Genomic DNA, 18,144 nt, shown 5'->3' on the forward strand with positions numbered 1-18,144 from the left:
GCGGCCGGCGCCCGCCCGCCGCCGGTGACGGTCCGGAGGGGAGCGCCATGGCGCGGCGATCTGCGGCGGTGCGGTGGTCCGGGTACGCGGTCGTGGCGGCCCTGGTGGTCGCGGTGCCGGCCGGCGCGCCGGTCCCGGTAGCGGCCGAGGCCGGCCACCCCGCCGGGTCCACGACCGCGGGGCGGACCAGGGCGGCCGACTTCACGGTCTACGCGTTCAGCCAGTCCGACGTGGACCGGGAGGACCCGCAGGTCTACCGGATGGCGCCCGACGTCACCATCCGGGCGATCGGGAAGTGGTCCACCAACGGCGACGAGGCGGCCGACTACAACTTCGGCCAGATCCGCCGTTACCACCGGCGGGGGATCACCTTCATGGGCAGCGGCACGGCCAGTGTGATCTTCCCGCACGACTTCGCCAGCCCGCAGATCTACGACGACATGTCCACCCGCGACGCCGACAACGAGCCGGTGCCACACGACGAGTTCGGCTTCCCGGTGCCGGCGCGGCGCGGCAACATCTTCAACCCGCGCTACCGCGACTACCTGCTCGGCTGGGCCAGGATCCAGATCGACGGCGGGGTGGACGGGATCAACCTCGACGAGGTGAACGCCGGCTTCAGCGGCGGCCTGAAGTACGGCTTCAACGGCAACGAGGGGTTCGACGACTACACCATCGCCGATTTCAACCGGTACCTGCTGGCGAAGTACCCCGGCTACTCGGCGGCCGACTGGCGGACCCGGTTCGGGATGACCGACGACAACCGGCCGCGCGCCGACGTGCCGCCCGACGACCTGGACCGCAACTTCAACTACCGCCGCTACCTGCGCGCCAACGGCTGGCACACCGACCCGCTGACCGCCGGCAACCCGCTGGCCGCCGAGTGGGGGCGGGTGACCGCCAACCGGATGTACGCCGAGGACACCTCCTTCACCGCGACCTACCTGCGCCGCTACTGGAAGGAGCTGGTCGACGAACTGCGCGGCTACGCGCGGCGGACCGCGCACCGGGAGATCCTGATCAGCTCCAACGGGCTGCTGCCGTACGTGGACTACAACAGCGTCGGCATGTATCCGTGGAATCCCGACGAGCAGACCCCCGACTACCGGGGCGCCGACTACGTGCCGGTGGTCGACGGCCACCTCAACGGCGCGAAGTCGTTGCAGGCCAACTTCCGCTACCTCAAGGAGCAGAACGCCCGGATCGCCGGTGAGGTGCCGGTGGCGGTCTTCATCGACTGGCCCAACGACATGATGACCAGCTACCTGAACCTGCCGCTTACCGAGAAGATGGACTACTGGCGGATCTTCGGCGCCGAGGCGTACGCCAACGGCCTGTTCCCGGCCTTCCACCTGAAGGACACGGTGGGCAGCCCGACCGCCGAGCAGCAGGGCATGCTGGAGTTCCTCCGCACCTACAGCCGGTTCTACCACCGGCACGGCGCGCTCTACCGGGACAACGAACTCGGCTCACCTGTGGTCCAGGCGGGGGTCGACCGCATCGCCGCCAGTGTGCTGGTCCAGCGGGGCGGCGGGTCCCGCACCATCCACCTGGTCAACCACAACTACGACCGGCGAATCATCCCGCAGACCGACATCCGGCTGACGGTGCGGCTGCCGTCCTGCCCACAGCGGGTCACGATGATCTCGCCCGACTTCGCCGGGTCGACGGTGCCGGCGTCGCGCTGCCGGCACGGCCGGCTGACCGTGACCGTCGACCGGCTCGACCACTACAACGTGCTGGTGCTGCGGTAGCGCGGCCAGGGTGGCCCGACCGGGCCGCCGGCCCGGCCCGGGATCGGTCCGCCGACGCCACGCCGATCGACAGTGGACATGGCGGCGTCCGATCCGGCCGGGGGATGGCAGGCTGACGGCATGACGGGAGTCGTTGACGCGCCGGCCGGGGTGGCCGGACAGCGGCCGGACCGGCGGTGGGTACCGCTGTGGATCGCCCTCGCGGTCGCTGTCGCGTACGCGTTGGGCTCGGGTTGTGCCTGGCTGCTGTTCCGCGCCTCGGACGCGGGCGCGGTCTTCTTCCCGCCGGCCGGGGTGACGCTCGGCGCGCTGCTGCTCGTCGGCCGCCGGCACTGGGTCTGGGTGCTCGGCGCGGCCGGCACGGTGGAGTTGGCGATCAATCTGTGGCAGGGGCTGGCGCCGCTGACCGCTGGTGGCTTCGTGCTCACCAATGTGGTGGAGCCGCTGGTCGGCGCGGCCCTGCTACGCCGGTTCCGGCCCGGTCGGATCGACCTGACCCGGCGCCGGGACGCGCTCGCCTTCCTCGGCTGCGCGGTCGGGGCGGGGCCTCTCGCCGGAGCGCTGATCGGCGCCACCACCAGCGCCTGGGCCAGCGACGCGCAGTGGTGGGCGGCGCTGACCCAGTTCTGGGCCGGGGACGGACTGGCGGTGCTGACCCTGGGCGCGGCCCTGGTGGGGCTGGACACGCTGCGCGTCGGCGGCTGGTCGAGGCGGATCTGGCGGGCCACGGCGATGCTGACCGGCACCGCCGGGCTGGCCGTCGTCGGGTTCTGGCCGCACGAGGTGCCACTCGTCTACCTGCCGGTGCCGCTGCTGCTGGTGGCCGGGTTCCTCGGCCGGGTGGCGACGGTCGGGGGCGCCGGTTTCGTGCTGGCGTTCACCGCCAATCTGCTCAGCGCCGCCGGGCACGGGCCGTGGGCGGCGCTGGCCGACCGGCCGCGGCTGGAGACCGCCAGCCTGCAGGTCTACCTCGCCTGCGTGGTGGTGGGCGCCTGGGTGCTGGCGATCGCGGTCGCGGAACGGGACCGCGCCCGGGCCCGGTCCCGCCGCGAGGTGGCGGCCCGCCGCCGGTTGCAGGCCCTGCAGGACGTCACCGCGGGGCTGGCCACCGCCGCGACCTCCGAGCAGGTGACCCGGGTGCTGGTGGAGCGGGGCGTCGGCCTGATCGCCGACCACGGCGGGGTGGCCCTGGTCGACCGCCGGGGCGGGCCGCTGCGGGCCTGGCCGATCGCCGCCGGCCCGCCGCCGATCGCCGCCGGTTGGCACGCCGGGCTGCCCCTCGGCGAGGACGGCCCGATGCCGATCACCCATGCGATCCGCACCGGCCAGAGCGTCGAGTTGGTCTCCCCGGCCGAGATAGCCGCCCGGTTTCCCCGGTACGCCGAGCCGGCCGCCGCGGCCGGCACCCGTAGCCTGCTCGTGGTGCCCGTCCGGGCCGGTGAGCGCACCCTCGGCGCGTTGGCGTTCGCGTTCCGGCGCGACGGTGCGCTCGGTCCGGAGATCACCTCGGTGGCCCGGACCCTGGCGGAGCTGGCCGGGCAGGCGTTCGACCGGGCGGCGCTCTACGAGGCCGAGTACGAGGCGGCGCACCAGCTGCAGCGCTCCCTGCTGCCGCGGATCCCGCCCGACCTGCCCGGCGTGCGGGCCGGCGTCTGCTACCGGCCGGCCGAGCGTGGCCACGACGTGGGTGGTGACTGGTACGACGTGTTCGAACTGCCCGGCAACCGGGTCGGGCTGGCCGTCGGCGACGTGGTGGGGCACGGCCTGACCTCCGCCATCGCGATGGGCCGGCTGCAGCAGTCGCTGCGTTCGGTGGCGATGACCGGCGCGTCCCCGGCCGAGGTGCTGGAGGCGCTGGACACCGCCAGTGCCGCGGTCTCCGGAGCGGACTACGCCACCGTCGGGTACGCCGAGTACAGCCCCGCCGACCGGATCCTCACCTACGCCTGCGCCGGGCACCTGCCGCCGCTGCTGATCGCCGACGGCGCGGTCCGTTTCCTCGACGGGGGCCGCTCTCAGCCGCTGCGGCTGCCGACCGGACCCCGCCCGCAGACGCAGCTCGAAGCGCCACCCGGCGCGATGATCGTGTGGTACTCGGATGGCCTGGTGGAGCGCCGGCACGAGGTGATCGACACCGGCCTGGACCGGCTCGCCAAGATCGCGGGCACGCTCACCGGGGTGGAGCCGCAGGCGTGGTGTGAGGAGTTGCTGACCCGGATGACCGCCGATCAGACCATCACCGACGACATCGTGGTGGCCTGCCTGCAGCTGGGCGATCCACCGGCCACCGCCGACGGCTCGGCGGTGCTGCGGCTGACCCTGCGCTCGCCCGCCGACCTGGCGCCCGCCCGGCGCCGGCTGCGGGACTGGTCGGCCGGGCGGGAGCTCTCCCCGGAGCGGGTCGACGCGCTGCTCACGACCTGCAACGAGGCGCTGAGCAACGCCCTGGAACACGCCTATCCCGGCTCGCGGTTCGGTCCCGTCGCGTTGAAGGTGATCGAGATCGACCGGCGCCAGGTGCGCGTCGAGGTGACCGACTGGGGGCAGTGGCGGGCCGCCGCGTCGGCCGGCGAGGAGCGTGGGCGCGGCCTGCAGTTGATCAACCAGATGGCCCGCCGGGTGGTGCTCGACCTGAGCGAGCATGGGACCCGGGTCACAATCACGCTTCCCACCGGCTAGCCGTCCCGCTCCGGCGGGTCGGCGGGCTCCGGTAGGTCGGCGGGCTCCGGTGGTCGGTGCTCGGTGGGGAGCGGCTCGGCGGGGAGCGCGCGCAGGCAGCGGGCAGCCTGGTCCCGAATCGCGGCGGTGAGCTCCGGCGGGCCGCTGATCAGGGTGAAGTCGACGCCCACCGAGGTGATCATCCAGACCAGGTCGGCCGGTGACTCGGCGCCGACATGCAGCCGGCAGGAGGCGGCATCGACCGGCTCGACCACTCCCATACCGGGCCAGACCGCCTCGGCGACCGCCTCGGCCGGCTGGTGCAGGACGACTGTCGCCCGACACGGCCAGGCGCGGGCGGAGAGCCGCTCCGACAGGTAGGCGCCCGGGTCGCCGCCGGGCAACTCCCGCGCCGCGAACCGAGGACCATCCCCGGTACGCGGGCGGAGCCGGTCCACCCGGAAGGTCCGCCAGTCGGCGCGGTCGGTGTCCCAGCCGATCAGGTACCAGAGCCGGCCGAAGCTGACCAGGCTGTGCGGCTCGACCGAGCGGACGCTGTCGCCGCCACGGGGGCTGGTGTAGTCGAAGCCGATCCGGACCCGGCGCCGGCAGGCGTCGGCGACCGCCATCAACGTCTCCGGCGGCACCGCCGGGCCGCCGCCGCCGACCCGGACCATGGCCCGCTGCAGCGTTCGACCCGGAACCGCAGCCGGGACGGGAGCACCTGCTCGATCTTGGTCAGGGCGCGCAGGGCAGTCTCCTCGATCCCGGCGACCGACCCCCCGGCGGCCGTCCGCAGGCCCACCGTGACCGCGACCGCCTCCTCGTCGTCGAGCAGCAGCGGTGGCAGCGCCGCCCCCGCGCCGAGCCGGTAACCGGCCGTGCCCCGCACCGCGTGCACCGGGTAGCCGAGCCGGCGCAGCCGTTCGACGTCCCGGCGCACGGTCCGGGCGGTGACGCCGAGCCGGTCGCCCAGCTCCGCCCCGGACCAGTCCCGCCGGGCCTGCAGCAGCGACAGCAGCCGCAGCAGGCGGGCCGAGGACTCCAACATGTGATCCAGCATGCCACCCGGGTTAGGACCGGAACGGTCCTAACCGCTGGCTACCGTCGCCGGCATGACTGACCCCGCACCCGACATCCGGCCCTTCACGATCGCCATTCCGCAGCCCCAGCTCGACGACCTCGCCGCTCGGCTGGCCAACATCCGGTGGCCGACCGAACTGCCCGGCGTCGGCTGGGACCGGGGGGTGCCGGTCGACTACCTGCGCGACCTGGCCGGCCACTGGCGCACCAGCTACGACTGGCGGGCCCAGGAGGCCCGCCTCAACGAGTTCCCGCAGTTCATGACGAACGTCGATGACCAAAAGATCCACTTCCTGCACGTCCGCTCGCCCGAGCCGGCCGCGACGCCGCTGATCCTGCTGCACGGCTGGCCGGGCTGTTTCGCCGACTTCCTCGACGTGATCGGTCCGCTTACCGATCCGCGCCGGTACGGCGCCGACCCGGCCGACGCCTTCCACCTGGTCATCCCCTCGCTGCCCGGGTTCGGGTTCTCCACCCCGCTCGCCGGCCCCGGGATGGGTCCGACCCGGATGGCCGGGCTGTTGACCCGGCTGATGGGCCGGCTCGGATACCACCGGTATGGCGTGCACGGCTACGACACCGGCAGCTTCGTCGGGCCGGAGATGGGCCGTCAGGACGCCGGCCGGGTGGTCGGCGTGCACGTCAACGGCCTGCTCACCTTCCCGGTCGGCGCGGACGGCGAGTTCGACGGGCTGACCGAAGCCGATCAGCGGCGCTGGCAGGCGATGCAGGACTTCAACGACGGCTACCTGCAGTGCAACACGAAACGACCGCAGACCGTGGCGTACGGGCTGCACGACTCGCCGGTCGGACAGCTCGCCTGGATCGTGGAGAAGTTCAAGGAACTGACCGACCCGGCCGACGGGCTGCCCGAGCAGAGCGTCGACCGCGACCGCATCCTCACCGACGTGTCGCTGTACTGGTTCACCGGCACCGCCGCCTCCTCGGCCCAGATCTACTACGAGACGGCCGCCGAGACTGACTGGGGCCAGGCCGACGGGGCCGACTGGGGCCAGGCCGACGGGGCCGACCCGGGCCAGCCGGCGCCGCGGGTGCCGACCGGGGTGCTGCTGTCGACCCACGACGTGACGGTCCGGCCGTGGGCCGAGCGCGACCACGACGTCGTACGCTGGACCGAGCTCGACCGGGGTGGGCACTTTCTCGCCATGGAGGCGCCTGACCTGCTGGTCGGCGACCTGAGGGAGTTCTTCCGGCACCGGCTGTGACCCGGTGCACGTCGCCGGCCGGTGCCGTCGAGTAACCTGATCGGCAGGTCGAGAGGCGCTGCAACGGGCCTGAGCCCGCCACGCTCGACCGGGGTTTCCAGCCAGGGGACCATCGACAAGGGCGCCTCCGATCTCTTTCGGAGGTGTCGATATGAGTGATCTTCGCGTGCGGGGCGGGGCGGCCCAGCAGCTGCGTGAGCTGATGGCCCAGCGGGTGCTGGTGCTCGACGGTGCCTGGGGGACCATGCTGCAGGGCGCCCAGCTCACCCCGGCGGACTACCGCGGCGACCTGATCACCGCCGACCACCCGCGCGACGTCACCGGCGACCCGGACCTGCTGAACCTGACCAGGCCGGACGTGATCCTCGACGTGCACCGGCAGTACCTCGCCGCCGGGGCCGACATCACCACCACCAACACCTTCACCGCCACCAGCATCGCCCAGGCCGACTACGGCCTGGAGGCGCTCGTACCCGAGATGAACCGGCGTGGCGCGCAGCTCGCGCGGCAGGCGGCGGACGAGGTGGGCGGGCGTTTCGTCGCCGGCTCGGTCGGGCCGCTCAACGTCACCCTGTCGCTGTCGCCGAAGGTCGACGACCCGGCCTACCGGGCGGTCACGTTCGACCAGGTCCGCGCCACCTACGCCGAGCAGATCGCCGCCCTCGCCGAGGGCGGGGTCGACCTGCTGCTGATCGAGACGATCTTCGACACGCTGAACGCCAAGGCGGCCATCGCCGCCGCCCGCGAGGTCGCCCCGCACCTCCCGCTCTGGATCTCGGTGACCATCGTCGACCTGAGCGGCCGCACCCTGTCCGGGCAGACCGTGGAGGCGTTCTGGCGGTCGATCGAGGTGGCCCAGCCACTGATCGTCGGCGTCAACTGCTCGCTCGGCGCGACCGAGATGCGCCCGCACGTCGCCGAACTGGCCCGCATCTCCGGCAGCTACGTGGCCAGCCACCCGAACGCCGGCCTGCCGAACGCGTTCGGCGGCTACGACCAGACCCCGGACGAGACGGCGGCCCTGATCGGCGAGTTCGCCGAGGCGGGCATCGTCAACGTCGTCGGCGGCTGCTGCGGCACGACGCCCCCGCACATCGCCCAGATCGCCGCCGCCGTGCGCGGCGCCGCCCCGCGGGCGCTGGCCAGCCCGCCGGTCACCACCCGGTTCAGCGGCCTGGAGCCGTTCGAGATCGGGCCGGACACCGGGTTCGTGATGATCGGCGAGCGGACCAACGTGACCGGTTCGGCGCGGTTCCGGCGGCTGATCGAGGCCGACGACTACCAGGGCGCCGTGGACGTCGCGCTGGAGCAGGTGCGCGGCGGGGCCAACCTGCTCGACGTCAACATGGACGCCGACCTGCTCGACAGCGAGCAGGCGATGACCACCTTCCTGAACCTGATCGCCACCGAGCCCGAGGTGGCCCGGATCCCGGTCATGATCGACAGTTCCAAGTGGAGCGTGCTGGAGGCCGGCCTCAAGTGCGTGCAGGGCAAGGGCGTGGTCAACTCGATCAGCCTCAAGGAGGGCGAGGAGCCGTTCCTCACCCAGGCCCGGCGGATCCGCGACTACGGCGCCGGGGTGGTGGTGATGGCCTTCGACGAGCAGGGCCAGGCCGACACCACCGAGCGGAAGGTGGAGATCTGCGCCCGCGCCTACGACCTGCTGACCCAGCGGGCCGGGTTCGCCCCTGAGGACATCATCTTCGACCCGAACGTGCTGGCCGTGGCGACCGGCATCGCCGAGCACAACGGGTACGCCAAGGCGTTCCTGGACGCCCTGCCGCTGATCAAGCAGCGCTGCCCGGGCGCGCGCACCAGCGGCGGCATCTCCAACCTGTCGTTCTCGTTCCGCGGCAACGACGTGGTCCGGGAGGCGATGCACTCGGCGTTCCTGCTGCACGCGGTGCGGGCCGGACTGGACATGGGCATCGTCAACGCCGGCCAGCTCGCCGTCTACGCCGACATCCCGGCCGACCTGCTGGAGCTGGTCGAGGACGTGCTCTTCGACCGGCGGCCGGACGCCACCGACCGGTTGGTCACCTTCGCCTCCACGGTCACCGGGTCGGGCACCAAGCGGACCGTCGACCTCTCCTGGCGCGAGGGGCCGGTCAACGAGCGGCTGTCGCACGCGCTGGTGCACGGCATCGTCGACTTCATCGAGGAGGACACCGAGGAGGCCCGGCAGCAGTTCGACCGGCCGCTGGAGGTGATCGAGGGTCCGTTGATGGACGGCATGAAGGTCGTCGGCGACCTGTTCGGCTCGGGCAAGATGTTCCTGCCGCAGGTGGTCAAGAGCGCCCGGGTGATGAAGCGCTCGGTGGCCTACCTGGAGCCGTTCATGGCGGCGGAGAAGGAGCAGGCCCGGCTGGAAGGCCGGATCGATCCCCGCCGCGGCCAGGGCAAGGTGGTGCTGGCCACCGTCAAGGGCGACGTGCACGACATCGGCAAGAACATCGTCGGCGTCGTGCTGGGCTGCAACAACTACGAGGTGGTCGACCTCGGGGTGATGGTGCCGGCGGCGAAGATCCTGGACACCGCCGTGGCCGAGGGCGCCGACGCGGTCGGGCTCTCGGGCCTGATCACGCCCTCGCTGGACGAGATGGTCTCGGTCGCCGCCGAGATGGAGCGGCGCGGCCTGAAGCTGCCGCTGCTGGTCGGCGGCGCCACCACCAGCCGCCAGCACACGGCCGTGCGGATCGCGCCGGCCTACCACGGCTCGACCGTGCACGTGCTCGACGCCTCCCGGGTGGTCGGGGTCGTCTCCGACCTGCTCGACCCCGGCCGGGCCGACACCCTCGACAAGGCGAACCGGGTCGAGCAGGAGCGGCTGCGCGAGCAGCACGCCAACCGCCGCCAGCAGCCGCTGCTGACCATCGAGAAGGCCCGCGCCAACCGCGAGCAGGTGGACTTCAGCGACCTGCCGGTGCCGGCCTTCACCGGCGTCCGCCGGGTGGAACCGGACCTGGCCGAGCTGCGCGAGATGATCGACTGGCAGTTCCTCTTCCTGGCCTGGGAGCTGAAGGGCAAGTTCCCGGCCATCCTCGACCAGCCGGTCGCCCGCGAGCTCTACGACGACGCGAACGCGATGCTCGACAAGATCCTGGCCGACGGGTCGCTGCGGGCGGTCGGCGCGTACGGCTTCTGGCCGGCGCACGCCGACGGCGACGACATCGTGCTCGACACCGCCGGGGTGCGGTTCCCGATGCTGCGCCAGCAGACCGCCAAGCCCGACGGCCGGGCCAACCGCTGCCTGGCCGACTACATCGCCCCGGCCGGCGACCACCTCGGTGGCTTCGCGGTCGCCATCCACGGCGCCGAGACGCTGGCCGCCGAGTACGAGGCCAACCAGGACGACTACCGGTCGATCATGGTAAAGGCGCTGGCCGACCGGCTCGCCGAGGCGTTCGCCGAGTACCTCCACCTGAAGGCCCGGCGGGAGTGGTTCGAGCCGGATGCCCAGCCGGACCTCGCCGACCTGCACGCCGAGCGGTTCCGGGGCATCCGGCCGGCGCTGGGCTACCCGGCCAGCCCGGACCACAGCGAGAAGCGGGAGCTGTTCGACCTGCTCGACGCGGACTCGCTGGGCATCGGCCTGACCGAGTCGTACGCGATGACCCCGGCCGCCGCGGTCAGCGGCCTGATCTTCGCCCACCCCGCCTCGCGCTACTTCACCGTCGGCCGGCTCGGCAAGGACCAGATCGAGGAGTACGCCGTCCGGCGCGGCCTGGACCTGGCCGAGGTCGAACGCTGGCTGCGCCCGAACCTGGGCTACGAGATCGACTGATCGGTGGCCGGCCGGCGTCCTGGCCGGGAGCTGGGCACAATGGCGGGATGGTGCGCATCGTCGACCGGCGGGAGACCCGCGCGTTGCGGGGGCGGGGCTGGTGGGCGCGGCGGGCGGCCCGCCTGCTCGGCCGGGGGTTGCGGGCCGCCAACCCGCACCCGAGCGTCGGGCCGGTGCTGCGGGTGTTCAGCGGCGCCCGGGACCCGAGGGTCGCCGGCATCGCGGGGGAGTCCCTGGAGCGGGTCTGGCGGGACGGCGGGGACGGGTGGGAGCTGCTCTGGCGCGGAATGTGGTCGGAGGTGCAGACCCGGACCGGCGCGGGATTTCCCGGTTACTTTCATGATCTGCCGTACCCGTTGGCCCGTTTCCTGCTGACCCCGGAGCGCGACTGCGCACACCGGCCCGGCGTCCGACTGGTCGCCGCCCTGGACCGGGAGAACCGCCGCCGTGGTTCGTCGGCCGCGGCCGCGCTCGACGCCGCCCTGCACTCCACCGACCCGCGGGTCCATCGGGAGTTGACGGACCTGCTCGCCAGCACCGATCAGCCCGACCTGTTGGCCATGCTGGAGTACGCCTTCGTCGAGGGTCTGCGCAACACCGGTAACCCGACCGGGTGGATCGCTGAACAGCACGCACTGTGGACAGACGGGGAACCGACACCGCTGCTGACCGCCGTCCTGACCAACCCGCACCTGCCCCGCCGGGCGGTGGACATTCTGGAGGGCCGGCTCGGCGTGCTCGCCGTGCTGCGCGACCGGGCCGACCTGCTCGCCGGCTATGAGCGCAACTACCTGATGGTGGCGTTCTCCGACACGATCGCCAATCCGGCGGTGCCGGCCGAGGTGCGGAAGAAGTGCCGACGGGTGGTGCGTAGCCATCGGCTCGAGTGGCGGCCCCAGGAACTGCCTCGCCCGGCCCGGCAGCCACGGCCGTCCCGCCGGCCGGACCGCCGGGCCGGCGGCTGGCCCACCAGCTATCCGGGCACGGAGGCGGGCGGCGGCCACGACGGTGGCGGCTACGGCGGCGGCGGTCATGACGGCGGTGGCGGTCACAGCGGCGGGTTCGGCGGGAGCTTCTGACGACCGCGCCGGTCAGCCGAGCAGGCTCTGACGACCGCGCCGATCAGTCGAGCAGGAAGGTGGTCCGGGCGCCGGCGGCCCGGCCGGTGGTCAGCCGGCCGCGGTCGTGGCGCAGGTAGCTGGTGGCGTCGCCGGCCAGCCGCAACGACACCCCGCCGCCGCGTTGCGGGATCCGGTAGAAGCTGGCCTGGACGGCGTGCGCCGGGTCGTCGGACGCCAGATCGAGCCGGACCGTGCCGCCGACCACCCGCACGTACCGGTCGGGAAAGTTGACCGAGGTCAACGACACGGTGTCGGCGCCGGCTAGGCCGGGTGCGAACCGGAACTGGGTGTCGGCGAGTTCCCGCACGTCCGGGTCGACCCGCAGCACGCCGTCGGCGTGCCGGACGAACGACCGCCGGGCGTCGGCGGGTCGCAGCCGGACGATCGGCCCGCCGGCGCCGACCGGCACCCCGAACAGCGGCGTGCCGTCGCGGTGCCAGTAGAGCTTCTGCACCCGGGTGTGCCGGTTCGGGTCGTAGAGCGGGTCGCCGACGATGGCCCGGTAGTCGCGGGCGTGGTAGACCAGCACGTCGGTCTCGCCGTCCTCGGCCACCGTGAACGAGTTGTGCCCGGGACCGTACTGGCTGGTCTGCTCGTTGGTCACGAAGACCGGGTCGGGGGTCTTCACCCAGGAGGCGTGGTCGAGCAGGTCGGCGCGGGCGTCGGCGGTGAGCAGGCCGAGGCAGTAGCGGGCGTCGGTGGCGCTGGCCGAGAAGGTCATGAAGACCCGACCGTTGCGGACGATCACCGCCGCGCCCTCGTTGACCCGGAACCCCTGGATCTCCCAGTCCCGCGTCGGGGTGGCGATCCGCACCGGCTTGCCGGCCAACTGCCACGGCGTGGCCAGCTCGGCGATGTAGAGGCTGGAGTTGACCGCGATCTCCGGCTCGCTCTGCGCCCACACCAGGTAGCGGCGGCCCCGGTGCTCGAAGGTGGTGGCGTCCAGGGCGAAGCTGTCCCACTCGGTGACGATCTGGCCGCGCAACACCCAGCCGGCCGGGTCGCGCGGGTCGGCCAGTGCCGACTCCAGCACGTACATCCTGATCCGGAAGACGTCGTCGGAGTCGCCGGCCGCGAAGTAGATGTACCAGCGTCCGTCGATGCGGTGCAGCTCCGGCGCCCAGATGTGCCCGCCCATCCGGCCGCTGGCCGGCCGGCGCCAGATCACCGACTCGGCCGCGGTGGACAGGCCGGCGATGGTGGGCGCGCCGCGCACCACGAGGCGGTCGTACTCCGGTACCGAGCCGGTGAAGTAGTACATGCCGCGTACCGGATGGGTGATGAACGGGTCGGCCCGGCGCTCGATGAGCGGGTTGGCGGTGGGCACCGCGTACCGCTGCGCGTCACCGACCCCGGCGGACCCGGCGGCGTCGGGGTCGGGAGCGGAACCGCCGGCCGCGCCGGCGGAAGCGGGCAGCGCGGCGACCAGGCCGGTCGCGGCCGCGCCGAGTCCACCACGCAGCAGGGTACGGCGGCTGATGTCGAAACTCATGTCGGTCGCCTCACTTGGTCCGGATCCGCAGGAACGTGACGGAGTTCGGTGCGAAGGTGCGGGTGAAGGTGGATCCGATGCCGCCCACGGTGGTGGTGACCGGCTGGATCGGCTCGGCCGAGCGGGTGTTCTGCTCGCCCGGGTCGCCGCTGATCTCGGTCATCCGGGCCGTGCCGTGCACCCGGCGCCGCCCGAGGTCGACCCGGGTGACGGCCGGGGTGTCCTGGGCGTTGACGACCTTGACGATCAGCTCGCCCCGGCGCCGGTCCTCGGTGATCACGTGGGCGAACGGCTCGATCACCTGGTCGTCGACGAAGCTGTCCCACAGTTCGCCGTTGAGGAACAGCCGCACCTGCGACCCGCGTACCTCGATCCGGATGTCGTAGGTGACGCCGGTCTCGATGGAGTTCGGCTTCGCGATCACGATCTCCTTCGCGCCGCCCTCACCCTTCTGGATCGCGCCCTGGGTGTTGTTCCAGCCGCCCAGGTTCCACCAGTAGAGGTGGCCGGTCTCCTGCACCCCGAACGCGACGAGGAAGCCCTCCGCCCCGGCGTTCTTGGTGGCCTTCAGGTTCAGGTCGTACTCGGTGGCGGTGATGTTGCCGGCCTTGACCAGGGTGTCCTGGGCCGCGGTGTCCGACTGGACGTAGCCGCCGTCGACCACCGACCAGGTGCCGCGCGGCTCCACCGGCGTCCAGGCGTCCGCCCCGGTGGAGAAGTCGTCGCGAAACAGCACGGTTCCGTCCGGCGCGGTCACGGACACGTCGTCGTAGGTGGCGGAGGTGGCCCAGGTGGAGAGGCCGATCGCGCCGGTGATCGGCTCCGGTTCGATGACCGGGGCGGTCGACCGGCTCGGCACCGTCCGGTCGCCGACGTTGTTCATGAACAGCTTTTGCACCTGGTAGCTGGTGGAACCCCAGGACTCGTCGTTGTCGAACCAGATCAGGTCCGGCCGCCACTGCACATGGTCGATGTTGGCCAGCAGCGGCGCGTACGCGGCCAGCTTGACCACGTCCGCGTTGCGCTCCAGGCCGGTCAGGTACGCGGCCTCGGCCAGCGAGTTGAACAGCTTGTTGTCCCGGGAGGCGTACTCGCCGAGGAACACCCGCGGACCGGCCCGGTCGTAGGAGTCGTAGCGGGCGTTGTTCTGCAGGAACCAGGCCGGGCTGTTGTAGTAGTGCTCGTCGACCATCTCCACCCCGGCCGCGCGGTTGAGTTCCCACAGCCGGTCGAACGTGGCGCCCTCGTCGTCCGGACCGCTGTTGCCGATCACGACGATCTCCGGGTACGCCGCCTCGATGGCGGCCCGGAACCGTACGAAGTTGGCGAAGTACTCGTCCGGCAGGTTCTCCTCGTTGCCGACCCCGAGGTGGGTCAGGCCGAACGGCTCGGGATGACCCATCTCTGCGCGCAGCCCGCCCCAGGTGGAGGTGGCCGGGCCGTTGGCGAACTCGATCAGGTCGAGGGTGTCCTGGATGTGTCGTTGCAGCAGCGCCTCGTCCACGGTGGCCCGGTTCTGGCCGCAGCCGGTGACCAGGGCCGGCACCACCGGCAACGGCATCGCGCCGACGTCCTCGGCGAACTGGAAGTACTCGTAGTAGCCGAGCCCGTAGGACTGGTTATAGCCCCAGAAGTTGCGGTTGGTGGCCCGGGTCTCGACCGGACCGACGGTGTCCTTCCACTGGTACGAGCGGGACCGTTCCCAGTTCGTGCTGGCGTCGTACCCGTAGTGGCTGTTGGTGTTGACCAGGCAGCCGCCCGGGAAGCGGACGAAGCCCGGCTTCAGCGCGGCGATCTTCTCGGCGAGGTCCTTGCGCAGCCCGTTGGCCCGGCCCCGGAAGGTGTCCCGCGGGAACAGCGAGACCATGTCCAGCCGCAGCGTGCCGGTGCCGCCGGCGCGCACCGAGAGCCGGCCCGCGTCGGTGGTCCGGGTGGCTCTCAGGGTGCCGGTGTACCGGGTCCAGGTGTCGCCGTTGGTGGTCAGTGTCAAGGACCGGGCCAGCGGCTGGTCGGCGGTGTCGTGCAGGCTCACCGTCAGCGGGGTGCCGGCGGCGGCGTCGGTGCGGGCCCAGACGGAGAAGTCGTAGCGGGCGCCGGCGACCAGGGCGATCCCGCTGTTGTAGCCGGCGTTCGTCACGCCGTACCAGCCGCCGTCCGGGTTGGTCAGGCCGAGTCGCAGGTAGGTCCGGTTGCGGTCGTTGAGGCGGGCGTCGTCGTCGACGGTGGCCGCGGTGCCGGTTCCGCCGGCGGCGGCGCCGGGGGTCCACGCGGTCAGCCCGGTGTACGAGGAGTTGTCCACCGGCAGGAACTCGAACGAGCGGTTGCGGACCAGTTCGGCGTAGAGGCCGCCGTCGGCGGCGAAGTTGATGTCCTCGAAGAACACCCCGTACATCGAGTCGTCGATCTCGACACCGGGCCGGGTGCGGTCGACGGTGATCGTGTACGCGGGGTCGGCCTCGGGTGGGCGGGCCAGGGCGGGCACGGCGACCGCCGCGGTGCCGGCCAGCAGGGCGACGGTGGCGAAGCCGAGTAGCGCTCGTGGACGGGGCATGCGCGGGCCTCCCGGACGGGTTTGCGGCGGGCGTGTTAGCGCTCACACAGGTCATCGAGTCTGGTCTACGGGTGGGGCCTCGTCAATGTTTCGCACCTTTTCGTCGCCCCGGGTGCAGGCGTTTCGAGGTGCCCGGTGGGAAGGTGCAGCCCACGGGCCGCGACCCAGGTGAAAACCCTTTCCTGGAGCGCGACCCGTGGGTGGGACGGTTACCGTCAGGCGGTGGTTCCGATGACATTGCTGCCGGACCTGGTGACCCGGTAGGTGACGGTCGCGCCACTCCAGAAGTGGAAGGTGAGCGTGACCGCCTGGCCGTCGTTGACCTCGGCGAAGAACGCGGAGGTCAGGCTGATCGTGTTCGCGGAGTAGTCCGGCGCGAAGGTCACGTCGAACTCCTTGAACGCGGTCCAGTTGTGCGGGCCGGCGAAGGATCCGTCGGCGTACTTGGCCTCCATCGTGGCGAGCTGGTCACCCCGGAACTGGGTCGGGATCGCGAAGGCGGCGGTGGTGCCGGTGGCGTTCGACAGCACCGGCCGGTCGTTGCTGATGATGTCGATCCGCCACGGGACCCCGGTGGAGAACCGGGCGTGCAGGGTGGCGTTCACGCCGTACGCCCGGGAGCCGACCAGCCGGGTCAGGGCCGACGCGGTGAGCGTGAGCTGGTTGCCCGAGACCGTGTAGTCGGTGCCGCTGACCAGGTTGGTGCTGCCCTGGCGCAGCCCCTGGAAGGTGGTGCCGTTCAGGTTCAGGGTCAGCGTCTTGCTGGTGATGGCGCCGGTCCGCGGCACGTAGACCTGGTCGGCCGACGCGGTGCCCGACCGGGTGGTCCAGCTCGACTTGATCTGCGCGATCAGCTCCGGGTCGCTCCACTGGAACGAGGTACGCCCGAGGTGCTGGCCGTTGTCCCAGAGCTGGGTGGTGAGCTGCCGGCTGCGGGCGTAGTGGCCGAGGAACTCGAAGAACTTGAGCTTCTCACCCTGTTGGATGGTGCCGGTGTGCCGGTCGAAGCCGAGCAGGCCGTACTCGCCGATGATGACCGGGATGCCCCGGGCGACGAAGGCGTTGTGGACCCGGTCGAACGAGTCGGTCAGGTCCTGCTGGGTGGTGGCGTCGAACCGGGTGCCCCCGGCGACGTTGACGCTGAACGGCCAGTAGCCGTAGAAGTGCACGGTCGCGATCAGGTTCGGGTCGTCGAGCTGGTCGAGGGTGGTGACCAGTTCGTTGATCCGGGCCTGCTCGGAGGAGGTGTGCAGGGTCGGCAGCACCAGCAGCCGGGTGGCGTTGCCGCCGCCGGAGGCCCGCACGATCCGGTGGAACGAGGTGTTCAGCTCGTGCAGCAGCTGCGCGTTCTGGGCGTCGCCGGAGCTGCCGGTGAACTGCGGCTCGTTGACGCTCTCCAGGGTGAGCTTCGGGGAGGCGTCCCGGAACGCGGCGGCCAACTGGGTCCAGAGCGCGTTGTAGCGGGCCAGCACGGTGGTCCGGTCGGTCGGCATGGTGTTGATCCACTGCCAGGAGTCGTGGTGGAGGTTCACCATCACGTACAGGTCCTCGGCCAGCGCCCAGTTGACCACCTCCTTGACCCGGTTCAGCCAGGCCGCGTCGATGGTGTAGGTGGGTGCCGGGCCGTGGTGGTTGCTCCAGGTCACCGGGATCCGGATGCTCTTGAAGCCCTGCGCCTTGACGTTGCGGATCAGCGCCTGGGTCACCACCGGGTTGCCCCAGGCGGTCTCGTCGGCGCCGACGGCGTCGAACGAGTTGCCCAGGTTCCAGCCGGGCTGCATGGCGGCGACGGCGGCCATCGCGTTGCCGGCCGGCGGCGGGGTGGTCGGCGACGGCGACGGCGAACTGGTCGGGGTCGGTGACGGCGGCTGGCTGGTGGTCGGCACCGGGGTGGTCGGGCCGACGCTGCCGGTGCAGGCGACGCCGTTGAGGGTGAAGCTGGTCGGCGCGGTGTTGCTGCCGGTCCACGACCCGTTGAAGCCGAACGAGACGGTCGCGTTGGTGCCGAGGGCGGCGTTGTAGCCGACGTTCGTGGCGGTGACCTGGCCGCCGGAGGCGGTGACGGTGGCGTTCCAGGCCTGGGTGACCTGCTGGCCCGACGGGAAGGTCCAGCCGACCCGCCAGCCGTTGATCGGGTCGCCGAGGTTCGTCACGCTCACGTTCGCGGTGAACCCGCCGGGCCACTGGGAGGCGGTCGCGTACGTCACCCGGCAGCCGGTGGCGGCGTGGGCGGTGAGCGCGACCGCGAAGCTGGCGCCGACCATCAGGGCGGCGGCGCCGCCCGCGATCAGACCGGCTCGCCAGCGTCTGCTCCGGACCCGGGACTTCTGTTCGGACATCTCGCTCCTCGGCGGTGGCGCCTGCCGCGCAGGCGGGTGGCGGTGGCCCGGCGCCGGCTGGGGAAGCGACCGGCACCGGCCAACTCGGCCGAAGATTAAGTCGGGAATCCAAACTTTGTCAATCGAGTTCAGCCGA

Annotated in this window: 8 protein-coding genes, 1 pseudogene and 1 riboswitch; of the genes and pseudogenes, 5 read left to right on the forward strand and 4 right to left on the reverse strand. The window is 72.0% G+C overall.

Going from position 1 to position 18,144, the window contains the following annotated elements; all coding sequences use genetic code 11:
- Nucleotides 1-47: 47 nt before the first annotated feature.
- Nucleotides 48-1,754, forward strand: coding sequence for a hypothetical protein (locus O7627_RS12240; protein WP_278093623.1), 1,707 nt, complete (start codon nucleotides 48-50; stop codon nucleotides 1,752-1,754).
- Nucleotides 1,755-1,874: 120 nt separating this feature from the next.
- Nucleotides 1,875-4,433, forward strand: coding sequence for a SpoIIE family protein phosphatase (locus O7627_RS12245; RefSeq protein WP_278093624.1), 2,559 nt, complete (start codon nucleotides 1,875-1,877; stop codon nucleotides 4,431-4,433).
- On the opposite strand, the pseudogene O7627_RS12250 reads toward O7627_RS12245, so the two are convergent.
- A pseudogene (locus tag O7627_RS12250) lies at nucleotides 4,430-5,463 on the reverse strand (WYL domain-containing protein). The gene O7627_RS12245 and the pseudogene O7627_RS12250 overlap by 4 nt on opposite strands.
- Nucleotides 5,464-5,527: 64 nt before the next feature.
- Between O7627_RS12250 and O7627_RS12255 the strand changes: the two are divergent.
- The 3 genes from O7627_RS12255 to O7627_RS12265 all read left to right on the forward strand — a co-directional run bounded on the left by O7627_RS12255 (nucleotide 5,528) and on the right by O7627_RS12265 (nucleotide 11,584).
- On the forward strand, nucleotides 5,528-6,721 hold the full coding sequence (locus tag O7627_RS12255) for an epoxide hydrolase family protein (protein ID WP_278093625.1): 1,194 nt from the start codon (nucleotides 5,528-5,530) through the stop codon (nucleotides 6,719-6,721).
- Between the two features lie 44 nt (nucleotides 6,722-6,765).
- Nucleotides 6,766-6,855: riboswitch (S-adenosyl-L-homocysteine riboswitch) on the forward strand.
- A gap of 17 nt (nucleotides 6,856-6,872) precedes the next feature.
- Complete coding sequence (gene metH, locus O7627_RS12260; RefSeq protein WP_278093626.1) at nucleotides 6,873-10,505, forward strand: methionine synthase; 3,633 nt, start codon at nucleotides 6,873-6,875, stop codon at nucleotides 10,503-10,505.
- Between the two features lie 47 nt (nucleotides 10,506-10,552).
- Nucleotides 10,553-11,584 carry a hypothetical protein gene (locus O7627_RS12265; RefSeq protein WP_278093627.1) on the forward strand — a complete coding sequence of 344 codons (1,032 nt, stop codon included), beginning with the start codon at nucleotides 10,553-10,555 and terminating at the stop codon, nucleotides 11,582-11,584.
- 43 nt (nucleotides 11,585-11,627) lie between these two features.
- On the opposite strand, the gene O7627_RS12270 is transcribed toward O7627_RS12265, so the two are convergent.
- The 3 genes from O7627_RS12270 to O7627_RS12280 form a co-directional block, all read right to left on the reverse strand.
- On the reverse strand, nucleotides 11,628-13,118 hold the full coding sequence (locus tag O7627_RS12270; RefSeq protein WP_278093628.1) for a family 43 glycosylhydrolase: 1,491 nt from the start codon (nucleotides 13,116-13,118) through the stop codon (nucleotides 11,628-11,630).
- 10 nt (nucleotides 13,119-13,128) lie between these two features.
- Nucleotides 13,129-15,669 (reverse strand): alpha-L-arabinofuranosidase C-terminal domain-containing protein, encoded by a 2,541-nt coding sequence (locus O7627_RS12275; protein ID WP_278093629.1) that lies wholly within the window; start codon nucleotides 15,667-15,669, stop codon nucleotides 13,129-13,131.
- 215 nt (nucleotides 15,670-15,884) lie between these two features.
- On the reverse strand, nucleotides 15,885-17,933 hold the full coding sequence (locus O7627_RS12280; protein ID WP_278098256.1) for a cellulase family glycosylhydrolase: 2,049 nt from the start codon (nucleotides 17,931-17,933) through the stop codon (nucleotides 15,885-15,887).
- Nucleotides 17,934-18,144 lie beyond the last annotated feature (211 nt).

The sequence above is a fragment of the Solwaraspora sp. WMMD1047 genome, assembly GCF_029626155.1.
Lineage (GTDB): Bacteria > Actinomycetota > Actinomycetes > Mycobacteriales > Micromonosporaceae > WMMD1047.